Below are 24,185 nucleotides of genomic sequence, written 5' to 3' on the forward strand. Positions count from 1 at the left end.
CCGGTGGTCGCTCAGCACCCCGGCCGGTATCTCAGATCCAGCGTGTAAGGATGCTCGCTGGCCGGTTCTTCCGGCGGCGGGTCGATCTCGCCCGGCGTATGGCCCATCTGACTGAAACGGGCGATACGCCGCCCTTCGGCCTCATAGGCGTTGACCGGGAAGGTGTCGTAGCTGCGTCCGCCCGGGTGGGCGACATAGTAGGTGCAGCCGCCCAGGCTTCTGCGGTTCCAGAGATCGACGATCTCGAAGGTGAGCGGGTTGTGGCTCGGGATGGTCGGGTGCAGTCCGGATGGCGGGCTCCAGGCCTTGAAACGGACGCCTGCGACGAATTCGGCCCGTTTCCCCGTCGGGCGCAGCGGGACGCGGCGGCCGTTGCAGACCAGGACGTGCCGGTCGCTGACCATGCCGTTCACCTTCACCTGCATGCGCTCGACCGAGCTGTCGACGAAGCGCGAGGTGCCCTGGGCCGTCACCTCTTCGCCCAGGACGTGCCAGGGCTCGATGGCGGCGCGCAGCTCCATATTGATCCCGTTTTCGGTGACCAGATCCCCGTAATGCGGGAAACGGAACTCGAAGAAGGGATCGAACCACTCGGTCTCGATCGGATAACCGGCGCGGCGCATGTCGCAGATCACGTCCTCGAAATCCTGGCGTGCGAAGTGCGGCAGCAGGAAACGGTCGTGCAGCTCGGTACCCCAGCGGATGGGCTTGCGCCGATAGGGTTCCTTCCAGAAGCGGGCGACCAGGGTGCGCAGCAGCAGGACCTGGGCCAGGCTCATGCGCGGATGTGGCGGCATCTCGAAGCCACGGAACTCCACCAGTCCCTGCCGCCCGGAGGCACTGTCCGGCGAGTAGAGCTTGTCGATACAGAACTCGGTGCGGTGGGTGTTGCCGGTGACGTCGGTCAGCAGGTTGCGCAGGATGCGGTCGACGACCCAGGGTTGGGGCACCTCGCCGGGCGGCATCTGCTGGAAGGCGATATCGAGTTCGTAGAGGCGGTCGTCGCGCGCCTCGTCGACCCTTGGGGCCTGACTGGTCGGGCCGATGAAGAGTCCCGAGAAGAGATAGGACAGGCTCGGGTGGTGTTGCCAGTAGGAGATCAGGCTCTGCACCAGATCCGGCTTGCGCAACAGCGGGCTGTCTGCCGGGGTGGGGCCGCCGAGGGTGACATGGTTGCCGCCGCCGGTTCCGGTGTGGCGTCCGTCGAGCATGAACTTTTCGGTGCCGAGCCGGGCGAGACGCGCCTCCTCGTAGATGATGTGGGTATCGCGCACCGTCTGATCCCAGCTCTCGGCCGGGTGGATGTTGACCTCGATGACACCGGGGTCCGGTGTGACTGCGAGCTTTTGAAGACGCGGATCGCGCGGCGGCTCGTAGCCCTCGATGATGATGGGCATGCCGAGTTCGGCCGCTGTGTCCTCGATGCACATGGCGAGATCCAGCCAGTGCTCCAGGTGGGTCAGCGGGGGCAGGAAGCAGTAGAGTCGGCCCTCGCGCGGCTCGATGCAGAGCGCGGTGCGGATCAGGTCCGGATGCAGGTCGGCGCGCAACGCGACCTGGTTTTGCAAGGGCTCATGCGAGGTGTCGACCGACGTGAGCCGACCGTAGCGCGCGGCCAGATCGCGCGGATTCGTGCCCTGTTCGCGTAGGTTCTGGGGTATCTGGGTCGGTTCGACCAGACGGCTGTAGCGGCGCGTGACCTCGTCGAAGGGCGAGCGTAGGGGATCGGTCGGTTCGAAGGGGTTGCGCTCGGGGACGGGATCGAGCTCACTGTCCGGGACATGGGGCAGGGCGTCCAAGGGCAGACGGAACCCCATCGGCGAGTCGCCTGGAATGAGGAAGAGGTTGCCTTCGCGGAAGGTCCAACGCCCGCTACGCCAGCTCCCTTCGGCCCCGAACCCCCACCAACGCAAGGGCAGCACGTAGCCCGTGACCTTGTTGAGTCCCTGGTCGAACAGACGGGAGAGTCGTTTGCGCTCGTTGGGGTCCTTGAGCTTGTTGTCCAGCGGGTCGACGTTGGCTGGCAGCCGCGCCTCCTTCCACATGTAATACCAGACGTCTTCGTGCGCCTTGGAGGCATGATCCGGGTCGACGCCCAGATGGCGGGCGAGCGTGCGGATGAATGCCTCGGCTTCGGCGGGGCCGTGTCCGTAGCTGGTGTTCTCCTGGCCGAGCAGGCTTGGATCGCGCCACACGGGTTGATCGTCCTTGCGCCAGTAACAGGTGAGCGCCCAGCGCGGCAGCTGTTCGCCCGGATACCACTTGCCCTGGCCAAGGTGCAGCAGTCCGCCGGGCGCGAAGCGCTTTTTGAGCCGAATCAGCAGATCCTCGGCGAGGATCTTCTTGGTTGGGCCGAGCGCGGCCGTGTTCCACTCGGCACCGTCCATGTCGTCGATAGAGACGAAGGTCGGTTCGCCGCCCATGGTCAGGCGCACATCATTGGCCTCTAATTCGGCGTCGACCTGATGACCGAGGGACTCGATCGCTTCCCATTGCTCGGCGCTATAGGGTTTGGTGACCCGAGGATCCTCGTGGATGCGCTCGATGCGATTGTGGAAATAGAACTCGACCTCGCAGGTGTCGGTCGCCCCGGCAATGGGGGCGGCGCTGCGCGGCGCGGGCGTACAGGCGAGCGGTATATGACCCTCGCCGGCGAAGAGCCCGGAGGTGGGGTCGAGCCCGATCCAGCCGGCGCCTGGAACATAGACCTCGGCCCAGGCATGCAGGTCGGTGAAATCGCGTTCGGGACCGGATGGACCGTCGAGCGATTTGACGTCCGCCGTGAGCTGAACCAGATAGCCCGAGACGAAGCGCGCGGCCAGCCCCAGGTGGCGCAGGATCTGCACCAGCAGCCAGCCGCTGTCGCGGCAGGAGCCGCGGCGGGTGCCGAGCGTCTGCTCGCAGGTCTGAACGCCCGGTTCCATGCGGATGACGTAGCCGATGTTCTGCTGCAGTCGCTGGTTGATCTCGACCAGGAAATCGACCGTCGGACGGGGTTTGCGATCGACGCTCGCCACCCATTCGGTCAGCAGCGGGCCGTCCTCACTGAGCTCCAGGTAGGGCTGTAGCTCTTTGCGCAGATGCGGCTCGTACGCGAAGGGATAATCGTGGGCATAGTCTTCCAGGAAGAAATCGAAGGGGTTGATGGTGATCATTTCGGCGATCACATCGACCTCGATCGAGAGCTTGCGGGTCTTCTCGGGGAAGGTCAGACGAGCCAGGTAGTTGCCGAAGGCATCCTGCTGCCAATTGACGAAGTAGGTCTCGGGTTCGATTTTGAGCGTGTAGGACCGAATGGGAGTGCGGCAGTGCGGTGCCGGGCGTAGTCGGACCACGTGTGGCGAGAGGCCGACTGAGCGATCGAAGCGGTATTCGGTCTTATGGTTTAGAGCAACCAGAATGGACATCGGGGAGGACTTCCAAAGGCTGAAAGATGGGGAAGACGGCGATGGATGCGCCAAGGTCGAGGCCGATGCCGGATTGGCGACGGCCATCGATCCGATGGGCCTAAGATCCCACAAATGGGGGGCATTGTCTTGTCTCCATGCGTGACGGACCTCTATGCATGGAGTCGGGATTGGATCGAGGGCGGTTCGCGAAATGGTCGCGTTTCACAGACGAGCGATCCCCGGTCGTAACCTGTTTGGGGCATGCAGGAGTTGCTCGATGAATGCCTCCGGTGTCAGCGGATGGCCAAGTAGGTATCCCTGGTAGCCGTGGCATCCCTGTAGGGTGAGAAATTCCATCTGCTGGTCTGTCTCGACACCCTCGGCGATGACCTTGAGGTTGAGATTGCGGGCCATGGCGATGATGGTGGCTGCGATCTCCATGTCGTTGCGGTCCTGTGGGATATCGCGGACGAAGCCCTGATCGATCTTGAGTTCGTCGATAGGTAGACGCTTGAGATAGGCCAGTGACGAATAGCCGGTGCCGAAATCGTCGATCGAGAGCTTGAGTCCCAGTGCCTTGAGTTCGCGTAGCAGTTCGATGGCCTGCTCGCCTGGGAGCATGATCATACTTTCGGTCAGTTCCAGCGTGAGTCGCTCGGCCGGTAAGCCTGTCGCGTCGAGGATGGCGGCGACCCGCTCGGCGAAATCCTGTTGCTGGAGCTGCCTCGCCGACAGGTTTACGGCGATCATGATGTCCGGCAATCCATTGTCGAGCCAGAGCTTGTGCTGCGCGCAGGCGGTCTGCAGCACCCAGTCGCCGAGCTGTACGATGAGGCCCGTCTCCTCAGCGAGAGGGATAAAGCGATCGGGTGCAATGAGTCCATGCTCGGGCGAGTGCCAGCGCACCAGCGCCTCGCATCCGATCAGCATCCCGGTCAGACTGTCGAACTGCGGCTGGTAATGAAGGATGAACTCCTCGTTGATCAGGGCGCGCCTCAGTCTCGCGTCCAGCTCCAGACGCTCGTTGGCGGCGATGGTCAGGGTCGAAGTGTAGAAACGATAGGTGTTGCGTCCCTGTTCCTTGGCCTGATACATGGCAACGTCGGCGTGCTTGACGAGTTCGGTGACCGAGTTGCCGTCATCGGGGAAAATGCTGATCCCAATGCTGGCGCCGATATAGAGCACCGGACCGCTCGGTAGCTCGAAGGGCTCCTGTAGCAGCTGCAGCAGAGCGCGCGCGACCCTGCCCGCGTCCTCTGTGCGTTCGAGGTTTTCGAGCAGTACCAGAAACTCGTCGCCACCCAGGCGGCCAAGCGTGTCCTCTTCCCTCAGGCGTTCGCGCAGACGCTGGGTCAGCGCCTGCAGCAATTCATCGCCGACCGGATGCCCCAGGCTGTCGTTGACGTTCTTGAACCGGTCCAGATCAAGGAAGAGGACGGCGACGCGACGGCGACTGCGTTCGGTTTGCTCGATGGCGTGATGCAGCCGCGAGAGCACCAGGCGCCGATTGGGTAGGTTGGTCAGCGGATCGAAATGCACCAGATGCTCGAGTCGCTCCTCCGAGCGTTTGATCTGACTGATGTCGGTCATGACGCCGACATAGTGGGTTGGCGTGCCCTGGGGGTCGTAGACCGCGCTGATGCTGAGCAATTGGGGATAGATCTCGCCGCTCTTGCGTCGGTTCCAGACCTCGCCCTGCCAATGTCCGCCGCTGGTGATGTTTGCCCACAGGGTCTGATAGAACGCGTCATCCTGGCGTCCGGAGCGCAGGATGCGCGGCGTTTGGCCGCGCACCTCTTCGGCGGTGTAGCCGGTGATGTCCGTGTAGGCCGGATTGACCGCGATGATATGGCTGTCGAGGTCGGTGATGATGACCCCTTCGCGGGTGGATTCGAAGACGGTCGCGGCCTGTCGCAGTTTGCTCTCGGCTGTGATCCGGGTCACCGCGAGCCGGGCGAGACAGCCGAATTCGAGGATCAGGTTGCATTCGCTCGGTGCTGGCGCGCGCGGCTCGGCATATCTCACGCTGAAGTTGCCGATCGAGGTTCCATGGGCGTCCTGAAAGGGGATCGACCAGCCGGGCACGGGTGCGCCACTGGGATACCCGGCCGCGCCGTCGCTGGTATCCAGCTCGACCAGTGCTGAATCGTCGTGGTCGGGTTCGACCGCGAATCGGGTGTGTTCCGTGCCGTCGCCTTGGCTGAGTGAGAGCAGTCCGTCCTCCAGCACCCGGATCGAGACTCGCGTGTCCCGATAGAGCTGCTCCAGTTGGGTGGCGATCACATCCAGGATGTCGATGAGGGGCTGATCCTCAATGAGTGCGTTCAGCACCGTGAGGCGTGTGTTGCGCAGCAGTTCGGTCTGCTTGGACTCGGTGACATCGCTCCAGGCTCCGGTCGCTTCGCCGCTCTGGCGTTCACCTGGATCGGGGAGGCGTAGCTCGTCGTGGATCCAGCGGATTCGCCCCTGGCTATCCAGTAGACGATAGTCCAGCGCCAGGCTTCCCGTTTCCAGCAGGGTTTCGAGCGCGGCATGGGCCGAGTCGCGGTCGTCCGGGTGCAGATGGGTGGCCCACCAGTCCTGATCCAGCAGCTGCTCGGCCTCGTATCCGAACCGCTGGACGTTATCGCTCACCCAAGTCAGAGGCATGCCTGGACGATTGAGTTGGCGGGTGTAGAGCACGATCGGGCTGGCGGCCAATGCCATGTCGAGCCGGTGGGCGGCGGCGCGCAGATTGGCGCGCTCACGCACCAGTCGCACTTCGTTGAGCACTTTCTCTAGGGTTGCCGGCAGCTTGTGAAGATAGCCGGGATGCTTGGACAGATAGTCATTGGCGCCGAGATGGATGGCGCGAGCCGCGACATCTTCGCTGCCTTGTCCCGTGACCAGGACTACGGGGATGTCCAGGTGTCGCTCGGCACGCAGGATCTTGAGGGTATCCAGCGCATCGAGTCCGGGCGGATGGTAGTCGAGCAGCAGTGCGTCGAAGTCGGGTTCGGTGTCGGGATCGAGCGGCAGTCGCGCCAATGCCTCCTCGGCGTTTGCGACCTGGGTCAAGCGAATATGGGGGGCGAAGCGGGCTAGATGGCGGAGCGTGAGGTCGGTGTCGATGCTGGAATGTTCGGCATAGAGCACGCGGATGGGGCCTGAACGCGAGGCATGCGCGGCGTCGAAACGCTGTCTGGCATCGCGTAGCGTCGTTGGCAGTCGGTCCAACGTGGTGACACCCTTGACGAGATAGTCGTCCGCGCCAGTGCGCAGGGCGGTGATCGCGGCATCCTGATCGCCCGACCCGGTGATCATCACCACAGCGATGTCTTGTTTCCGCTCCCGAATCCAGGCCAGCAGGTCCATGCCGGATCCGTCCGGGAGGCGCAGGTCGATGAGGGCCAAATCCCAATAGGATCCGTTCGAGAGCCGTTCGACAGCGGCGGCTCGGGTCGGGACCTGCTCCAATTGGATATCGGGGGCGGTTTGCTCCAGCCAACGACGGGTCAGGTCGAGGTCGGCCGGGTTGTCTTCGATATGCAGGACGCGCATGGGGCTCAACTCGGCGGATGGTTCAGCAGGGACCAGTAGAGGTCGATCTGGGGCGTGACCTCGACGAGCGTTTCATGGTTGACCGGCTTGGTGATGTAGCAAGGGTTGTAGACGCGGTATTCCGCTGTGTCCTGGTCATCATCAGTCGTCGCGGCTTTAGGGTGCAATCGCTGAAAGATCTCAAACATGCGGTCGTGGACCTGCATATCAAAGCCGATGTCATTGTCGCCGAAGGATTGTGCGACGAACAGCACCGTTTCCGCTCCTCCGATATGAGGTCCGGTGCGCGTTCGGCGCGTCGGAAGTTGACCGCGTTGTCGAGCCGGTTGCTGAGCACCAGTTTGGCCCACGTGCTCGGCCAATCAACCAATAAAAAAGGGGCGCCGCAGCGCCCCTTTGTTCGATTTACCCCCCAGAGGGCGTCAGTCGGATCAGTTCACCTTCGGATCCAGCTCACCCTTGGCGTAGCGATGGGTCATGGTCTCCAGCGAAAGCGCGCTGATCTTGCTCGCGTTGCCGGCGGTCCCGAAGGCCTCGTAACGGGCGACGCAGATCTCCTTCATCGCCTTGGTGGCGGCAGTGAAGTATTTGCGCGGGTCGAAGTTCTTGCGGTTTTCGGCCAGATGCTTGCGGATCGCGCCAGTGGAGGCCATGCGCAGGTCGGTGTCGATGTTGACCTTGCGCACACCATGCTTGATACCCTCGGCGATCTCCTCGACCGGCACGCCATAGGTCTCGCCCATGTCGCCGCCGAACTCGTCGATGATCTTGAGCCACTCCTGAGGTACCGAGGAGGAGCCGTGCATCACCAGATGGGTGTTGGGGATGCGGGCGTGGATCTCCTTGATGCGCTCGATGGCCAGGATGTCGCCAGTCGGCGGACGGGTGAACTTGTAGGCGCCGTGGGAGGTGCCGATGGCGATGGCCAGCGCATCGACGGCGGTCTTCTTGACGAAGTCGGCGGCCTCTTCGGGATCGGTCAGGAGCTGGCTGTGGTTTAGCGTGCCCTCTGCGCCGATGCCGTCCTCTTCACCGGCCTGGCCGGTTTCGAGCGAGCCCAGGCAGCCCAGCTCACCCTCGACGGAGACACCGCAGGCGTGCGCGATCTCGACGACCTGGCGCGTGATGTCGACGTTGTATTCGTAGGAGGTCGGGGTCTTGCCGTCCTCACCCAGCGAGCCGTCCATCATGACCGAGGAGAAGCCGAGCTGGATGGAGCGCTGGCACACGGGCATGGAGGTACCGTGGTCCTGGTGCATGCAGACTGGGATGTGCGGCCATTCCTCGATGGCGGCGAGGATGAGATGGCGCAGGAAGGGGGCGCCGGCGTAGCTGCGGGCACCTGCGGATGCCTGAACGATGACGGGGGAGTTGGTCTGATCGGCCGCCTCCATAATGGCGCGCATCTGCTCCAGGTTGTTGACGTTAAAGGCTGGCACGCCATAGCCGTGTTCGGCGGCGTGGTCCAGGAGTTGACGCATTGAAATCAGTGCCATGGGTAGTCCTCGTTGTTGAGTGGTGATTTTGGTGGGGGCTTTCAGCCTCCAGCTGCCAGCCTCCAGCGCGATTGTCGGATTTTTCGGTGTTTCCTGTCTCGACTTGCTTGGGGAAGGGTGCGAACTGACCCCTTCGAATTAGCCTTTTCGCTGGCAGCTGGTAGCTTTCCTCGTTCAATCTTCGTTCAGCAGCTTGTGTTCGCCGACCCGCATGATCTTCATGATGTTGGTCTGACCTTCGACCCCGGAGCGATCGCCCTTGGTGATGATCACCAGATCGCCGTTCTGGACGGTGCCTCGGCGCAGCAATTCCTCGATCACCTCGCGATTGACCTCGTGGATGTCGGTGCTCGCGACATCGAAGGCAACCGGATAGACGCCTCGGAAGAGTCTGACCTTGCGTCGAGTCGGTTCGAATCGGGTCATGCCGTAGATCGGGATCCCCGAACTGATACGCGACATCCATTTTACCGTCGAGCCGGTTTCGGTGAGTGCGGCGATGGCCTTCACGCCCAGATGGTTGGCGGTGTACATGGCCGCCATGGCGATGCCTTCGTCGACGCGCCCGAACACCGAGTCCAGCCGATGTCCGGAACGGGTCACGCTCTTCTCCGCTTCCAGACAGATGCGGTCGAGTGCCTCGACGACCTTGGCCGGGTTCTTGCCGATCGAACTCTCGGCCGAGAGCATGACGGCATCCGTTCCGTCGAGTACGGCATTGGCGACGTCGAAGACCTCGGCGCGAGTCGGGATGGGGCTGTCGATCATCGACTGCATCATCTGGGTCGCCGTGATCACCACCGCGTTGAGTTCGCGCGCGCGGCTGATGAGATGCTTCTGTACGGCTGGCAACTCGGCGTCGCCGATTTCGACGCCCAGATCGCCGCGCGCGACCATGATGGCTTCGGCGGCATTGATGATTTCATCGATGCATTTCAGCGATTCGGCGCGCTCGATCTTGGCCACGATACCGCCATGTCCGCCTGCCTGGTGGAAGAGTTCGCGGGCGAGCCGGACATCCTCCGCGTTGCGCACGAAGGAGACCGCCAGATAGTCGGCGTCGAGTTCGGCGGCGAAACGGATGTCGTCCTTGTCCTTATCGGTCAGGGCAGGGGCCGAGAGTCCGCCGCCCTTTTTGTTGATGCCCTTGTTGTTCGAGAGCGTCCCGCCGACGACCACCTTGCAGTCGATGCGCCCGTTGGCGACCGAATCGACCCAGAGCTCGATGGCGCCGTCATCCAGCAGCAAGGTGTCGCCGTGACGGACGTCCTCGGGCAATTGGGTATAGGTGGTTCCCACCTGGGTCTGGTTGCCGTCTTCGATCCCGCAGTGGATATCGATGGCGAAGGCGTCGCCGTGACCGAGCTGGATCTTGCCTTCGGCGAATTTGCCGATGCGGATCTTAGGCCCCTGCAGGTCCATCAGAATGGCGATTTCGCGCCCGGCGGCCTGGGCGCGCTCGCGGATGCGCTGGGCGCGATCACGATGGCGGTCGTGGCTGTCGTGAGACAGGTTGAGACGGACGACATCCACGCCGGCGGCGAGGATGGCGTCGGTGACGGGAACCGGATCCGTTGCCGGACCTAGGGTTGCGACGATCTTGGTGCGTCTTGGCATTGTTTGAGCCTCCAGCGTCCGGCTGCCAGCGTCCAGCTGCTCCGGCCGTGGCTGGAGGCTGATTGCTGGCGGCTTACGGCTGATCAGTCCTTCGCCCGAGCTTCGAGCATGGCGACCGCGGGCAGTGTCTTTCCTTCTAGATATTCGAGGAAGGCGCCGCCGGCGGTCGAGATGTAGGACACCTTGTCGTAGATGTCGTATTTCTGAATCGCCGCGATGGTGTCGCCGCCGCCGGCCAGACTGAAGCCGCCGGCATTGGCGATGGCCAGTGAGACGGTCTTGGTGCCTGCGCCGAATTGGTCGAATTCGAACACGCCGACCGGGCCGTTCCAGACGATGGTGCCTGCCTTGGCGATGATGTCGGCCAGCGCCTGGGCCGAATCCGGGCCGATGTCGAAGATCATGTCGTCGTCGGCGACCTCGGAGGCCGATTTGGCGACGGCCGGCTCGTTCTCGTCGAACTGTTTGCCGCAGACCACGTCGGTGGCGATCGGGATGGTCGCGCCGCGCGCGGTCATTTTCTCCATGAGCGCCTGGGCGGTCGGGATCAGGTCATGCTCGCACAGCGACTTGCCGACGTTGTGACCGGCCGCCGCGAGGAAGGTGTTGGCGATGCCGCCGCCGACCACCAGCTGATCGACCTTCTCGGACAGGGCTTCGAGCACGGTCAGCTTGGTCGAGACCTTGGAGCCGCCGACGATGGCGACCATGGGGCGGGCTGGTTTGGCCAGTGCCTTTTGCAGTGCGTCCAATTCCTCGGCCAGCAGCAGGCCGGCACAGGCCGTTGGGGCGAATTTGCCGGCGCCGTGGGTCGATGCCTGGGCACGGTGGGAGGTACCGAAGGCGTCCATCACGAAGACGTCGCAGAGTGCGGCGTAGCGTTTGGCCAGATCCTCCGCATCCTTCTTTTCGCCGGCGTTGAAGCGGACATTTTCGAGCAGCACCAGCTCGCCGTCGGCGACCTCGGGGGCCTGGTCAAGATAGTCTTTGATCAGGCGGACCTCGCGGCCCATCTTGGCGCCGAGGTCCTCAGCGACCGGTTTGAGCGAATTCTCTTCGGAATAGACGCCTTCTTCGGGGCGGCCCAGGTGGGACATCACCATCACCTTGGCGCCAGCCTTGATGCAGTGCTCGAAGGTGGGCATGGAGGCGCTGATGCGGGCGTCGGACGTGACCTTGCCATTCTTGACCGGGACGTTGAGATCGGAACGGATCAGAACCCGTTTGCCTGCCAGGTCGAGGTCGGTGAGCTTGATGAAGGACATGAGCGATCCTCGTGAGTCATTGTTATGGTTAAAGGATTCAGGTCCAAGGTGGGCCTTGCCTGAAGCCCCTGGCGGGAAGCGGCCAGCTTCCAGCCGCCAGCCATCAGCCGGATGGCTGAAAGCTGGCCGCTGGTGGCTTACTTGGCCACGAACTCGACCAGACGCAGCATGTTGCAGGTGTAGCCGTACTCGTTGTCGTACCAGGCCACAACCTTGATGAAGGTGCCGTCCAGTGCGATGCCGGCGCCGGAATCGAAGATCGAGGGGTTGCCGCAGCCGCGGAAGTCGGTGGAGACAACCTTTTCGTCGGTGTAGGCCAGTACGCCGGACAGGTCACCGGATTCGGAGGCGGCCTTCATGGCGGCGCAGATGTCTTCGTAGCTGGCATCCTTGTTCAGTTCGACGGTGAGGTCGACGACCGAGACGTCGGAGGTGGGCACGCGGAAGGACATGCCGGTCAGCTTGCCGTTGAGTTCGGGCAGCACCTTGCCGACCGCCTTGGCCGCTCCGGTGGAGGAGGGGATGATGTTCTCCAGAATGCCGCGTCCACCGCGCCAGTCCTTCATCGAGGGGCCGTCGACGGTCTTCTGGGTGGCGGTGGCGGCGTGGACCGTGGTCATGAGACCGCGCTTGATGCCCCAGTTGTCGTGCAGCACCTTGGCCACCGGCGCCAGACAGTTGGTGGTGCAGGAAGCGGCCGAGAGAATGGCCTGGCCGTCGTAGTCGTTGTGGTTGACGCCGTAGACGAACATGGGCGTTGCGTCCTTCGACGGTGCGCTCTGCACGACCTTTTTGGCACCGGCGTCGAGATGCTTCTGGCAGGACTCGGTGGTCAGGAAGAAGCCGGTGGACTCGATGACCAGCTCGGCGCCGACCTCGTCCCACTTGAGGTTGGCGGGGTCCCGTTCGGCGGTCAGGCGGATCTTCTTGCCATTGACGATCATGGTATTGCCGTCAACGGCGATATCGCCCGGGAAATTGCCGTGAACCGAGTCGTACTTGAGCATGTAGGCCAGGTACTCGGGATCGAGCAGGTCGTTGATGGCAACGACTTCGATCTCGGAAAAATCCTTGGTGATGGCGCGGAACGCCATGCGACCGATACGACCGAAACCATTGATGCCAACTTTGATGGTCATGCGAAAAAACTCCTAGATAGATCGGAAATACAATTGTGACCCCAATGACGCCTCAGTTGTAGAAGTGAGATCTGTTTGGATCGCCGGGGAATCGGCGATCCCATGCCTTTGGGGTCCTTGGTCGGGTTGGCGTAAGGTTCAGAGTACGCCCTTCACCGTCTCGACCAGTTTCTCGACGGTGAAGCCGAATTCCTTCATGAGCGCGCCGGCCGGAGCCGACTCGCCGAAGCGGTCGATACCCAGCACCGCGCCCTGGCTGCCCACGTATTTCCACCAGCCGTCGGTGACCGCCGCCTCGACCGCGACGCGGGCGGTGACGGCCTTGGGCAGTACGGATTCCTTGTAGGCCGCGTCCTGGGCGTCGAAGGCGTTGGTCGAGGGCATGGAGACGACGCGGATCGCGGTGTCGCCCATGGCCTCAGCCGCCTTGACCGCCAGATCCACCTCGGAGCCGGTGGCGATGATGATGGCGTCCGGGGTGCCCGCGCAGTCGCGCAGCACGTAGCCTCCGCGCGCGATGTTCGCGATCTGGGCCTCGCTACGGTCCATATGCGCCAAGCCCTGGCGCGAGAAGATGAGGCACGAGGGGCCGCTCTTGCGCTCGATGGCCAGCTTCCAGGAGACGGCCGACTCGACCGCGTCGCAGGGACGCCAAACGCTCATATTGGGGATCATGCGCAGGGTTGGGATCTGCTCGACCGGCTGATGGGTCGGGCCGTCCTCGCCCAGACCAATGGAGTCGTGGGTATAGACGAAGATCGTGGGCACCTTCATGAGCGCAGCCATGCGCAGCGCGTTGCGGGCGTACTCCGAGAACATGAGGAAGGTCGCGCCGTAGGGGATGAAGCCGCCGTGCAGCGCGACACCGTTCATGATGGCGGACATGCCGAATTCACGTACCCCATAGAAGACATAGTTGCCCGAGGCGTCCTTCGGGGCGATGCCCTTGCAGCCCTTCCACAGGGTCAGATTGGAGCCGGCCAGGTCGGCCGAACCGCCGAGCAACTCGGGCAGCAGGGGGCCAAAGCCGTTGAGCGTGTTCTGCGAGGCCTTGCGCGAGGCGATGGTCTCGGCCTTCTCGACCACGGATGCGACGAAGGCGTCGGCCTGTTCGGACCAGTCGGCGGGCAGGTCACCGGACATGCGGCGCTTGAACTCGGCCGCCTCGGCCGGGTAGGCCTTGGCGTAGGCCGCAAATCGATCGTTCCAGGACTGTTCCTCCGCCGCACCGCGCTCGCGGGCGTTCCAGCTCTGATAGATGCTTTCCGGGATGACGAAGGGAGGATGGTTCCAGCCCAGGTTTTCGCGGGTCAGGGCGATCTCGGCGTCGCCGAGCGCTGCGCCGTGACACTCCTCCTTGCCCTGTTTGTTCGGCGATCCGAAGCCGATGATGGTCTGGCAGCAGATCAGGGTCGGCTTGTCGTCCATGGTCCGCGCTTGTTCGATTGCGGTCTTAATGGCCTCCGGGTCGTGTCCGTCGACCTTGGGGATGACGTGCCAGCCGTAGGCTTCGAAGCGCTTGGGGGTGTCGTCGAGGAACCAGCCGGGCGTGTCGCCATGGCCGCGCACCTCGCCGTCGATCGAGATGTTGTTGTCGTCGTAGATGGCGATCAACTTGCCCAGGCCCAGGGCGCCGGCGAGCGAGCAGGCCTCGTGCGAGATGCCTTCCATCAGACAGCCGTCGCCCAGGAAGGCGTAGGTGTAGTGATTGACGATCTCATGATCCGGCTTGTTGAACTGGGCCGCGAGGGTCTTTTCGGCCAGTGCCATGCCGACGGCGTTGGTGATGCCCTGGCCGAGCGGACCGGTGGTGGTCTCGACGCCGGGTGCATAGCCGTACTCTGGGTGGCCGGGGGTCTTGGAGTGGAGCTGACGGAACTGTTTGAGATCCTCGATCCCGAGATCGTAGCCGGTGAGGTGCAGGAGGGCGTAGATCAGCATGGATCCGTGACCGTTGGAGAGCACGAAGCGATCGCGGTCGGCCCAGTCCGGATTCGCCGGGTTGTGGTTCATGAAGTCGTTCCACAGTACCTCGGCGATGTCCGCCATTCCCATCGGTGCGCCTGGATGGCCTGAATTGGCCTTCTGTACGGCGTCCATGGCGAGCGCTCGGATGGCATTTGCAAGTTCTTTGCGTGAGGACATGGGCCCCTCCTGAAGTTTGATGACGGTGACCAAAGCGTTGCGCTGGCCGCAGCCGTTCGCGTCCTGTCGGAGACAGGGGCGTCGAGACGGATGGTGACGCAGCGTCGGAAAGTGGTTCGTGGGCTCGCATCCGCGTCTGGCGCGGTCGTTTTTCTTCGTGTCGAGTGCTTATTTGCGCGAGCGAGATTGTCCAGCCTTTCTGTCTTCGATGGATGCCCATTCTGGACCAAAAGGCTTGGCTCCAGAAATCGAAACAGGCATATCGTCGTCGAAGGTTGTTTATGAGTTTCTAATATTAAGAATTGGTGGCGGAAATAGCCAGCCCTTTCCGCCACCTTCTGTTGCATTCCTTGTTGCTCAGCGCTCTCGCCACTTGATGGAGCAGCCGATGCTGGGGATTTGGTCGGCTGGTCCCGAGCCGGTTTCGGCCACCTGTTTCATGGCCTCGAACAGGTCGCGGCGCACGTCGGGCGCGGCGGCCTCCTTGCGGCTGGCGTCCAGGCGTCCACGGTATTGCAGGCCCAGATCGGCGTCGTAGCCGAAGAAGTCGGGTGTGCAGACGGCTCCGTAGGCCTGGGCGATCTCCTGGGTCTCATCCAACAGATAGGGGAAAGGGAAGTCGAACGCCTCGGCGATCCGTTTCATGTTGTCGAACGAATCCTCCGGGTAGTCTGCAGTGTCGTTCGACATGATGGCAACGCAGCCAATGCCGAGTTTTGCCAGCTCACGGGTGTCGCGCACAATCCGGTCGCGCACGGCCTTGACATAGGGGCAATGGTTGCAGATGAACATGACCAGGAGTCCGTGCTCGCCCTTGCATTGGTCGCGGGTCCAGGTCTTGCCGTCGACCCCTGGGAGGGCGAAGTCGGGAGCGGGGAGTCCGAAGTCGCAGACGGGTGTTTCGGTCGAAGCCATGCAGAACCTCCGAGTGGGTTGGTAGGTTACCAGCTTGCTTGCATGTTAACGGAATGGCGGACGATTCCAAATACATTAGGCCGGCGCGCGGGTTTTCCGTCGTGTTGCAAGGGGGTATCATGCGGCGCTCCATATCAATGCGCCTCGCGGCGCCCAGATTCAGGTCTCGATCCATCTATGAGCAAGGATTACATCTTTACGTCTGAATCCGTTTCCGAAGGCCACCCGGACAAGATGGCGGATCAGATTTCGGACGCTGTACTCGACGAGATCTATCGCCGCGACCCCAACCACGCCAAGGCGCGCGTCGCCTGCGAGACTCTGGTCAAGACGGGCTTCGTGATGCTGGCTGGTGAGATCACGGTGACCGATGGCGACCTCAAGATCGATTACGAGAGTGTGGTCCGTCGCGTCGTCAAGGAGATCGGCTACGACAACTCCGAATGCGGTTTCGACGGCAACAATTGCGGTGTGCTGATCGCGCTCGGCGAGCAGTCCAAGGACATCAATCAGGGTGTCGATCGCGAGAGTGAGGAGGCTCAAGGCGCGGGCGACCAGGGTCTGATGTTCGGCTATGCCACCAACGAGACCGACATGCTGATGCCGGCCCCGATCGATTACGCCCATCGTCTGGTCAAGCGCCAGGCCGAGGTGCGCAAGAACGGCACCCTGCCGTGGCTGCGTCCGGATGCCAAGTCCCAGATCACCATGCGCTACAGCGACGGCAAGCCGGTCGCGGTCGATGCCGTGGTGCTGTCCACCCAGCACGGCGATGATGTGACCGAGAGCGTGCTGCATGAGGCGGTGATGGAAGAGGTCATCAAGCCCGTGCTCGGCGAGACCGGTTGGCTGAACGACGGCACCAAGTACCACATCAATCCGACCGGCAAGTTCGTCATCGGCGGCCCGGTGGGCGACTGTGGTCTGACCGGACGCAAGATCATCGTCGATACCTACGGCGGCATGGCCCGTCACGGCGGCGGCGCCTTCTCCGGCAAGGATCCGTCCAAGGTCGACCGTTCCGCCGCCTATGCTGGACGCTACGTCGCCAAGAACATCGTCGCCGCCGGTCTGGCCGACAGGTGCGAGATCCAGGTTTCCTACGCCATCGGCGTCGCCGAGCCGACCTCGGTATCGATCGATACCTTCGGCACCAACAAGGTCAGCGAGGAGCGCATCATCGAGCTGATCCAGGCCCATTTCGATCTGCGTCCCTACGGCATCATGCAGATGCTCGACCTGACCAACCGCGAGCTCATCAAATACCAGGACACCGCCGCTTACGGTCACTTCGGCCGTTCCGAGCCCGGATTCACCTGGGAGCGCACCGACAAGGCCGACGAACTGCGTGAGGCCGCCGGCATCTGATGCTGATGGCTCAAGTAGTGCGGAATGGCGCGGCCTATTCCGCCGCATAGGGCATCGATGCATCGATGTAACGCAAAAGGTCACGCCTAGCGAGTTTTAAACTGCACCAACCTTTTCGCCGAGGAGCGTTGCGACCCGGATCTTCAGGATCTTGGCCAGGCTCGGTGATGGGGTCGACATTTCAAACGGCGCTCACTCACGTTCTATCGAGGGTTGATTCACATGAGTGAGTTCACTGATTACAAGGTTGCCGACATCTCCCTGGCCGGTTTCGGCCGCAAGGAACTGAACATCGCCGAGACCGAAATGCCGGGTCTCATGGCGGTTCGCAAGAAGTACGCTGCTGACAAGCCGCTGGCCGGCGCCCGCATCACCGGCAGCCTGCACATGACCATCCAGACCGCCGTGCTGATCGAGACCCTGGTCGAGCTCGGCGCCGAGGTGCGCTGGTGCTCCTGCAACATCTTTTCGACCCAGGATCATGCCGCCGCTGCCATCGCTGCAGCCGGGATCCCGGTCTATGCCTGGAAGGGCGAGACCTTGGAAGAGTACTGGTGGTGCACCGAGCAGGTGGTCAACTGGCCCGACGGCAAGGGTCCGAACATGATTCTCGACGACGGCGGCGACGCGACCCTGCTGGTCCACAAGGGCGTCGACTATGAAAAGGCCGGATCCGTGCCCGCGCCGACGGCGGACGACAATGAGGAATGGACCGCCGTGCTGGGCGTGCTGGGTCGTACCTTCGAGCGCGACAATCAGCATTGGCACAAGATTGCCGCCGGCATCAAGGGCGTGACCGAGGAGACCACCACCGGCGTGCATCGTCTCTACGAGATGGCCAAGGCCGGGACCCTGCTGTTCCCCGCGATCAACGTCAACGACTCGGTCACCAAGTCCAAGTTCGACAACCTCTATGGTTGCCGCGAGTCGCTGGTCGACGGCATCAAGCGCGCGACTGACGTCATGATCGCCGGCAAGATCACCATGGTCTGCGGCTACGGCGACGTCGGTAAGGGCTGCGCCCAGTCGTTGCGCGGGCTCGGTGCGACCGTGTGGATCTCCGAGATCGATCCCATCTGCGCGCTTCAGGCGGCGATGGAGGGCTATCGCGTGGTGACCATGGAAGACGCGGCGCCGGTCGCCGACATCTTCGTGACCACCACGGGCAACAAGAACATCATCACCCACGACCACATGGCGGCGATGAAGAATCAGGCCATCGTCTGCAACATCGGCCACTTCGACAACGAGATCGATATCGCCAGCGTCAGCAAGTACGACTGGGAAGAGATCAAGCCCCAGGTCGATCACATCATCTTCCCCGACGGCAAGCGTATCATCATGCTGGCCCAGGGACGTCTGGTGAATCTGGGCTGCGCGACCGGTCATCCGAGCTTCGTCATGTCCAACAGCTTCACCAATCAGGTGCTGGCCCAGATCGAGCTCTTCACCAAAACCGCCGATTATCCGATCGGCGTCTATGTGTTGCCCAAGCATCTCGACGAGGACGTGGCGCGTCTGCATCTGGAAAAGATCGGCGCCAAGCTGACCGTTCTGAGTAAGGAACAGGCGGACTACATCGGCGTGCCGGTCGAGGGTCCCTACAAGCCGGATCACTATCGGTATTAGGGAGCTCCCAGCTTCCAGCGATCAGCCTCCAGCCAGCGTCTCGTTCGACGCTGGCTGGAGGCTGCAATCCGGCCCTATGATGCCCCCAGGGCAAGTGTAGGGCGCTTGACCATCTGGGCCTTCAGTCTTTGGCGGTGGTCCGGCAGCCGCTCGTGTTGCTGGCCGCTGGAGGCTGGAGGCTGGAGGCTGACCTATGTCGACTGACACACCCATCTACAGCGTCGAGCTCTTCCCTCCGAAGACGCCGGAGGGCATGGATAAGCTCAAGCTCGAAATCCCCAAGATCAATGCGCTCGGTCCCGCCTATTTCTCCGTGACCTACGGGGCTGGCGGCTCGACCCGCGACGGCACCTTCGAAACCGTGAACTGGCTCTGCAGCCAGGGCATCGACACGGCGCCTCATCTCGCCTGCATCGGTTCCAGCCGGAAGGAGGTGCGCGAGATTCTGACCCACTACCGCGAACAGGGTATCCGTCGTCTGGTCGCGCTCCGTGGCGACATGCCGTCCGGCATGGGGGCGGGGAACAGCGGCGATTTCCGCTATGCCAACGAGCTCGTCAGCTTCGTGCGCGCCGAGTTCGGCGATGCCTTTCACATCGAGGTGGCGGCCTATCCCGAGTATCACCCGCAGTCCGGCAGTCCGTCGCGCGACCTAGAGAATTTCAAGCGTAAGGTCGAGGCGGGCGCCGACGCGGCCATCACCCAGTATTTCTACAACGCCGACGCCTATTTCAGCTTCCTCGAATCCTGTCGGCGTGTCGGGATCGAGATCCCCATTATTCCCGGCGTCATGCCCATCACCAATTACACCCAGTTGGCACGCTTCTCGGACGCCTGCGGTGCCGAGATTCCACGCTGGATCCGTCGGCGGCTGGAGGGGTATGCGGACGATGTCGAAAGCATCCGCGCATTCGGGCACGAGGTGGTGGCGAATCTCTGTCGTCATCTGATCGATGGCGGGGCACCCGGGTTGCACTTCTACACCATGAACCACTCCGGCTCCGTCACGCGGCTCTGGACCGATCTGGGCTTGCCGGTCGCACGGAAGCCGGGCTAAGGCGGATGTCGACGGCTTCGGCTATAAATGGGGGCGTCCGGAACGGTTGATTTCAGACGCAATGCGTCTGTTTTTTGGCGCCCATTGCGAATTCGCAAATCCTTGGGTTTCGTCGGTTGGTAATCTTCTCCCCGCGAAATCATCCACTCCTCCTTTGGAAGCCGCCCACTCCTTTTGGGGCGGCTTTTTTTCTTTGCGCGCCGCTCCGAGCGCGAATCGTCCGCTTTCACCCAGCGGGTCAGTCCTGTCTCCATCGATTGATGCCCAACGGGCGATCTCAACAGCTGGTAGCTGGTAGCTGGCATAGCTTGGTCATAGGCGTGGCGAGCGTCTGATGGAATAATCTCGGCCTGGTTCTTCATATCCATTTGCACGCCCCCTGGGGCCCGAGATCACACCCTATGCCCGACCTCGACCGAAGCTACCGGATCGGCCCGATCCTTCTTGCGCCGACGATCCTTCCGCGTCACGGCTGGACCTTTCTGGTCGCCGCCTTCTTTTCGATTGGTCTCATGATCTTCATCTCGATCGGTCAGACCTACATCCTCAACGAGCACCTGGGAGTCCCCGAGTCGATTCAGGGGGCGATCAGCGGCAATCTGGTCTTCCTCACCGAGATCGTCACGCTGCTGCTGTTCCTGCCCGGCGGGATTCTCATGGACCGAATCGGTCGGCGGCCGGTCTATGTCGCTGGCTTTTTGGTCCTGGCCTTGACCTACGTCCTCTATCCGCTCGCCGAATCGGTCGAGGCCCTCTATGTCTATCGGCTCATCTATGCCGTTGGTGTGGTCGCGGTCGCGGGTGGTCTCTCGACCGTGCTGGCCGACTATCCGGCGGAGTGTTCGCGCGGCAAGCTGGTCGCGATGGTGGGCTTTTTGAGCGGGCTCGGGGTCGTCTTCATCAGTCAGGGCTTCGGTGCCTTGCCGAAGTTGTTCGTCGGGATGGGGCTCGATGGTGTCGCGGCGGGGCGCTTGGCCCACTTCATCGTCGCTGGGCTCTGCGTGATCGTCGCCATGATCGTCTTCTGGGGGCTGAAGCCCGGCATCCCGATTCGTCACGAAGACCGCCCCTCTGTACGTGATCTCTTTGTCGGCGGCTTCTCGCATGCGCGCAATCCGCGCATCCTGCTGGCCTATTTGGCCGCCTTCATCGCGCGTGGCGATCAGTCGGTCAATGCGACCTTTTTGATCCTATGGGGTACGCTTGCCGGCAAGGCGGCCGGGCTGGAGCCGGCGGCGGCCGTGGTCAGTGGCACGATCATCTTCGTCGTGGCGCAGATCGCGGCCTTGGTGTGGGCGCCGATCTTGGGGCCGTTGCTGGACCGCCTGGACCGTGTCACGGCGCTCGCCGTCTGCATGGGGCTGGCGGCGCTCGGTAATCTTGCGCTTCTGGTGTTGGGCGATCCGCTTGCCACGTCGGGGATCGTTTTCTTCATCCTGCTCGGGATCGGTCAGATCAGCGTCTATCTCGGCGGTCAGTCGCTGATCGGGCAGGAGGCGCCGACCGCGCAGCGCGGCTCCGTGCTTGGCGCCTTCAACGTGGCGGGGGCGATCGGCATTCTGATCATCACCTTCGTTGGCGGCCATCTCTTCGACCAGATTGATCCGCGCGCACCCTTCGTCGTCGTGGGCGTGATCAACCTGCTGCTGTTGGTGGCGAGCGTCTATGTGCGCGTTCGGCATCCGGCGCCGGTGGGTGGGGGCGTTCCGGTGAACTGAGGGATCATGCAAACGAAAAAAGCCGGGCTGTAAAGTCCCTGAAGATTATACACCCGCTTTTTGAATAGTTCGGGGCGTTTCTCAGCCCAGTCCTTGAGGGCTTGAATCGGGGCGATATGCCCGAGTGCTTTTTGCGGAATGTGCTGGTTGTAGACCTGGACGTAGCGGGTGATGGTTTGCTCCAGGCTCTGTGAAGAGTCGAAGCGTGTCGTGGCCAGCACCTCGGCGATGCGCCCATTGAAGCGCTCGACCATGCCATTGGTCTGTGGAGTTCTGGGTTTGGTCAGGCGATGCTCGATGACGTGCTGGGCGCAGACCTGATCGAAGCGATGCTGCCCGGTCGGCGGGCGCTCGCCCCTGGCGCAGAAACGGTCGGTGAACTCTTTACCGTTGTCGGTGAGGATCTTGGAGAGGGCGAACGGCGCCTTGGTGATCAGGCGCTTGAGAAAGCCACTGGCCGAGGCGGCCGACTTATCGTCGAGGATCTCGACGTAGACCCAGCGGGTGGCACGGTCGATCGCCGCGAAGAGGTATTTTCGGCGGTCTTCATCGGGCATCTGGGGCAGGTACTTGACGTCGACGTGGACGAACCCAGGCGCATAGTCCTTGAAGGTCTTCACCGGACGCTTCGCGGTGTCCGCCTCCTGCGGGATCAGGGACTTGAGGTTGGAGACCCCGTGGCGACGCAAGCACCGATCGAGTGCCGAACGCGAGGCCTCGGGGTGGATGAATGCGCGCGTGACCGCTAACAGATCGTCGAGCGGCAGCAAGAGGGTTTCACGCAGGGCCACCACGAGGACCTCCTGCTCGGGCGAGAGCGTTGTCGAGAGGCGGTGTGGGCGGTGCGAAGCATCTTCGACCACCGTGCGTCGTCGCCACTTCCTCACCGTCTGCACCGAGAGATTGTAATGGGCGGCGAGGACCTTGCTCGGTAACGTGGAGGCTTGCAGTTCACGACGAATCGCTGGGGTCGTGCGCGCGTTCTTATGCAGGCGGATTTCCATCGGCAATCAGGCTCCCGGGCTGTGGGCTGTTCCGCGAGCGATGGCTTTGTGGACCATGTGCTCTAGCACCTCGCGGGCTCGGAACAAAGGATAGCTCCGGCGAGGCAGATAATCACACGGGACGCAACAGCATATGCGTTGTTCTTCATGGGATATATACATTTTGGCGATGAAAGCGCAGATAACGGATTAGCTGCATATTTGGCTTTTTCATTAGTGGCGCAGGGATGCCAAGTAGAGCTTGTTGACTAGTGGATAGTGTTTTCGACACGAGCATATTGCCGATATCATCAAAAGAAATAAGCCCAAGATCAAAAAGAACATCCAGGTTCGGAATTAACAATAGCCCGTTATTTGGGTCAAGGCGTTGTTTGTTGTTACAGCTGCGCCATGGTTTAATATGCGACGCCCTCAATAACTGAACTAAATCGCATCCAGTTACAGCGCATCTTCCGTTCCATTGAGTGATGAGGTCCATTCGGAACTGGCCCTGTCCAATCCGGGCCTGGGTCAAGGTTGCTCGCGTTGTTTGAGGTATAGTCTTGTCCCGCGCTATCACAGTTATATCGGTTTGCTGGTCAAGTTGAGGATTGCAATAATGCTTTATGTTATCGAGAACACGCACCTCGTTATGGGTCAAATAGCCAGATATGCCGACTAATATAGTTGTAGCTTGATGCCTAGTTAATTCCTGGTAGCTCGAATACATGGTTACTAAGCGGCTTTTCCCAGATATTGCGAAGGGATTCAGTGGTATCGGCTTAGTTGGCCAAAGAAATGACTCTGCTGGACATGTCCATGATGAAGTCCAGTGCAAGTCTTTATTCCAATCCGAGATGAAGTGACCTCTACTTTTTTTATAGCATTTCTGCACGGATGGTAATATCCATGCATCTTTCCATCGCGTTTTCCAGTCAAAAAGCGCCCCTAAATTAATGCGATCATTCATGTTGGAAAAATGACTAGTAGCACCACCTGCAACACCTACGAGATACTGTGTGCCAGCATTAGATGCCACCATAAATAGAACTACATCGCCAGTAAAATCATCTAAAGGCTGGTTTCCTAGTCCTTCTGTATGAAAGATCCGGTAATCAACCCCGTTATTTTTGTAACAGAAACGAGGGTGATTGTTCCATTCTTCATGGCCGAATCCATGTAGATAAGGATAGCCTGATGTGAACTTTGCCCCTGAAGGCGTCTGGTAACCATTAGTGTTCCAGACTACTGGCTTAATAAAATACAATGGCATGTGGTGTCCTTATTTTTTGCTTTAAATCGTTTTATTGCTCTAACGCTTCGGTCCCGTCGGTGATTATCGTGGAATTCGGTCAATTTGACATGTGAAATATTTGGCGATTTCTCACATATCTGTTACTGATGTCGAGGCGTTTTGCTCACGCATGGAATACTCCGGGCAAAGGATGGTTTCAGGGACAGTTTACAGAAAGGTGAAGAAAGGCTTGGACCTTCAAGCTAGCGGAACAAAATTCTGAGTGTCGTTGATGTTGACTTAATTGCGAAACAAGAGTTCGCCGCTCATCCGGCTCCCAACTTACGTGCAGAAATCGCCCGAATTGATGCAGGGCATGACAGCGTCTGCCAAGTTTGCAACCAGCAATTCGACTCACGCGTTTTCGCTGGACAACAGCGATAGCGGAAAAACTGTTACGTCCCGTGTGATTATCTGCCTCGCCGGAGCTATCCTTATGTTCCGAGCCCGCGAGGTGCTAGAGCGCGTGGTCCACAAAGCCAGCGCTCGCGGAACAGCCCACAGCCCGGGAGCCTGATTGCCGATGGAAATCCGCCTGCATAAGAACGCGCGCACGACCCCAGCGATTCGTCGTGAACTGCAAGCCTCCACGTTACCGAGCAAGGTCCTCGCCGCCCATTACAATCTCTC

The 24,185-nt window shown here is 61.5% G+C and carries 16 protein-coding genes, 1 pseudogene and 1 riboswitch; of the genes and pseudogenes, 5 read left to right on the forward strand and 12 right to left on the reverse strand.

Annotated elements, in window-relative coordinates:
- Positions 1-11: 11 nt before the first annotated feature.
- From THIDRDRAFT_RS15200 to THIDRDRAFT_RS15240, 9 genes are all read right to left on the reverse strand, one after another.
- Positions 12-3,407, reverse strand: a complete 3,396-nt coding sequence (locus tag THIDRDRAFT_RS15200) for a transglutaminase family protein (RefSeq protein WP_007041759.1) — start codon at positions 3,405-3,407, stop codon at positions 12-14.
- Between the two features lie 204 nt (positions 3,408-3,611).
- A complete protein-coding gene (locus THIDRDRAFT_RS15205; RefSeq protein WP_007041760.1) occupies positions 3,612-6,929 on the reverse strand; it encodes an EAL domain-containing protein in 3,318 nt (1,105 codons plus the stop codon).
- A gap of 5 nt (positions 6,930-6,934) precedes the next feature.
- A complete protein-coding gene (locus tag THIDRDRAFT_RS15210; protein ID WP_007041761.1) occupies positions 6,935-7,183 on the reverse strand; it encodes a response regulator in 249 nt (82 codons plus the stop codon).
- A 177-nt stretch (positions 7,184-7,360) separates the two neighbouring features.
- The gene (gene fba, locus THIDRDRAFT_RS15215) at positions 7,361-8,425 is read right to left on the reverse strand and encodes a class II fructose-bisphosphate aldolase (protein ID WP_007041762.1); all 1,065 of its coding nucleotides are present in this window, start codon (positions 8,423-8,425) and stop codon (positions 7,361-7,363) included.
- A gap of 174 nt (positions 8,426-8,599) precedes the next feature.
- Complete coding sequence (gene pyk, locus THIDRDRAFT_RS15220; RefSeq protein ID WP_007041763.1) at positions 8,600-10,042, reverse strand: pyruvate kinase; 1,443 nt, start codon at positions 10,040-10,042, stop codon at positions 8,600-8,602.
- An 83-nt stretch (positions 10,043-10,125) separates the two neighbouring features.
- Positions 10,126-11,307, reverse strand: coding sequence for a phosphoglycerate kinase (locus tag THIDRDRAFT_RS15225; RefSeq protein WP_007041764.1), 1,182 nt, complete (start codon positions 11,305-11,307; stop codon positions 10,126-10,128).
- Positions 11,308-11,444: 137 nt separating this feature from the next.
- Positions 11,445-12,446 (reverse strand): type I glyceraldehyde-3-phosphate dehydrogenase, encoded by a 1,002-nt coding sequence (gene gap / locus THIDRDRAFT_RS15230; protein ID WP_007041765.1) that lies wholly within the window; start codon positions 12,444-12,446, stop codon positions 11,445-11,447.
- A 138-nt stretch (positions 12,447-12,584) separates the two neighbouring features.
- Positions 12,585-14,591, reverse strand: a complete 2,007-nt coding sequence (gene tkt / locus THIDRDRAFT_RS15235) for a transketolase (RefSeq protein ID WP_007041766.1) — start codon at positions 14,589-14,591, stop codon at positions 12,585-12,587.
- 357 nt (positions 14,592-14,948) lie between these two features.
- Positions 14,949-15,506, reverse strand: coding sequence for a thioredoxin family protein (locus THIDRDRAFT_RS15240; RefSeq protein WP_007041767.1), 558 nt, complete (start codon positions 15,504-15,506; stop codon positions 14,949-14,951).
- A 177-nt stretch (positions 15,507-15,683) separates the two neighbouring features.
- Here THIDRDRAFT_RS15240 and metK point away from each other — a divergent pair, with 177 nt between their 5' ends.
- The 3 genes from metK (at position 15,684) to metF (ending at position 19,560) form a co-directional block, all read left to right on the forward strand.
- Entirely contained in the window at positions 15,684-16,874 is a 1,191-nt protein-coding gene (gene metK, locus THIDRDRAFT_RS15245; RefSeq protein WP_007041768.1) for a methionine adenosyltransferase, read from the forward strand.
- Positions 16,875-16,988: 114 nt separating this feature from the next.
- Positions 16,989-17,075, forward strand: a riboswitch (S-adenosyl-L-homocysteine riboswitch).
- A gap of 21 nt (positions 17,076-17,096) precedes the next feature.
- Positions 17,097-18,503, forward strand: coding sequence for an adenosylhomocysteinase (gene ahcY / locus THIDRDRAFT_RS15250; RefSeq protein WP_007041769.1), 1,407 nt, complete (start codon positions 17,097-17,099; stop codon positions 18,501-18,503).
- Between the two features lie 193 nt (positions 18,504-18,696).
- Entirely contained in the window at positions 18,697-19,560 is an 864-nt protein-coding gene (metF, locus tag THIDRDRAFT_RS15255) for a methylenetetrahydrofolate reductase [NAD(P)H] (RefSeq protein WP_007041770.1), read from the forward strand.
- Here metF and THIDRDRAFT_RS25670 read toward each other — a convergent pair.
- Entirely contained in the window at positions 19,557-19,928 is a 372-nt protein-coding gene (locus THIDRDRAFT_RS25670; protein ID WP_139058755.1) for a hypothetical protein, read from the reverse strand. The two genes, metF and THIDRDRAFT_RS25670, sit on opposite strands and share 4 nt — an antisense overlap.
- A 33-nt stretch (positions 19,929-19,961) precedes the next feature.
- Here THIDRDRAFT_RS25670 and THIDRDRAFT_RS15260 point away from each other — a divergent pair, with 33 nt between their 5' ends.
- On the forward strand, positions 19,962-21,278 hold the full coding sequence (locus THIDRDRAFT_RS15260) for an MFS transporter (protein ID WP_007041771.1): 1,317 nt from the start codon (positions 19,962-19,964) through the stop codon (positions 21,276-21,278).
- Here THIDRDRAFT_RS15260 and THIDRDRAFT_RS15265 read toward each other — a convergent pair.
- Entirely contained in the window at positions 21,224-22,282 is a 1,059-nt protein-coding gene (locus tag THIDRDRAFT_RS15265) for an IS481 family transposase (RefSeq protein WP_007041772.1), read from the reverse strand. The two genes, THIDRDRAFT_RS15260 and THIDRDRAFT_RS15265, sit on opposite strands and share 55 nt — an antisense overlap.
- A gap of 145 nt (positions 22,283-22,427) precedes the next feature.
- Positions 22,428-23,534, reverse strand: a complete 1,107-nt coding sequence (locus THIDRDRAFT_RS24730) for an HNH endonuclease (RefSeq protein ID WP_007041773.1) — start codon at positions 23,532-23,534, stop codon at positions 22,428-22,430.
- A 544-nt stretch (positions 23,535-24,078) separates the two neighbouring features.
- Here THIDRDRAFT_RS24730 and THIDRDRAFT_RS26835 point away from each other — a divergent pair.
- Positions 24,079-24,185: pseudogene (locus THIDRDRAFT_RS26835) on the forward strand (IS481 family transposase); the annotation flags it as partial.

Source organism: Thiorhodococcus drewsii AZ1 (assembly GCF_000224065.1).
Classification (GTDB): domain Bacteria; phylum Pseudomonadota; class Gammaproteobacteria; order Chromatiales; family Chromatiaceae; genus Imhoffiella; species Imhoffiella drewsii.

Bases quoted from the DNA above. Each gene is read 5' to 3' on its own strand.
- THIDRDRAFT_RS15200 (WP_007041759.1), bottom strand. From the start codon at position 3,407: ATGTCCATTCTGGTTGCTCTAAACCATAAGACCGAATACCGCTTCGAT.
- THIDRDRAFT_RS15205 (WP_007041760.1), bottom strand. From the start codon at position 6,929: ATGCGCGTCCTGCATATCGAAGACAACCCGGCCGACCTCGACCTGACC.
- fba (WP_007041762.1), bottom strand. From the start codon at position 8,425: ATGGCACTGATTTCAATGCGTCAACTCCTGGACCACGCCGCCGAACAC.
- pyk (WP_007041763.1), bottom strand. From the start codon at position 10,042: ATGCCAAGACGCACCAAGATCGTCGCAACCCTAGGTCCGGCAACGGAT.
- THIDRDRAFT_RS15225 (WP_007041764.1), bottom strand. From the start codon at position 11,307: ATGTCCTTCATCAAGCTCACCGACCTCGACCTGGCAGGCAAACGGGTT.
- gap (WP_007041765.1), bottom strand. From the start codon at position 12,446: ATGACCATCAAAGTTGGCATCAATGGTTTCGGTCGTATCGGTCGCATG.
- tkt (WP_007041766.1), bottom strand. From the start codon at position 14,591: ATGTCCTCACGCAAAGAACTTGCAAATGCCATCCGAGCGCTCGCCATG.
- THIDRDRAFT_RS15240 (WP_007041767.1), bottom strand. From the start codon at position 15,506: ATGGCTTCGACCGAAACACCCGTCTGCGACTTCGGACTCCCCGCTCCC.
- metK (WP_007041768.1), top strand. From the start codon at position 15,684: ATGAGCAAGGATTACATCTTTACGTCTGAATCCGTTTCCGAAGGCCAC.
- ahcY (WP_007041769.1), top strand. From the start codon at position 17,097: ATGAGTGAGTTCACTGATTACAAGGTTGCCGACATCTCCCTGGCCGGT.
- metF (WP_007041770.1), top strand. From the start codon at position 18,697: ATGTCGACTGACACACCCATCTACAGCGTCGAGCTCTTCCCTCCGAAG.
- THIDRDRAFT_RS25670 (WP_139058755.1), bottom strand. From the start codon at position 19,928: ATGGATATGAAGAACCAGGCCGAGATTATTCCATCAGACGCTCGCCAC.
- THIDRDRAFT_RS15260 (WP_007041771.1), top strand. From the start codon at position 19,962: ATGCCCGACCTCGACCGAAGCTACCGGATCGGCCCGATCCTTCTTGCG.
- THIDRDRAFT_RS15265 (WP_007041772.1), bottom strand. From the start codon at position 22,282: ATGGAAATCCGCCTGCATAAGAACGCGCGCACGACCCCAGCGATTCGT.
- THIDRDRAFT_RS24730 (WP_007041773.1), bottom strand. From the start codon at position 23,534: ATGCCATTGTATTTTATTAAGCCAGTAGTCTGGAACACTAATGGTTAC.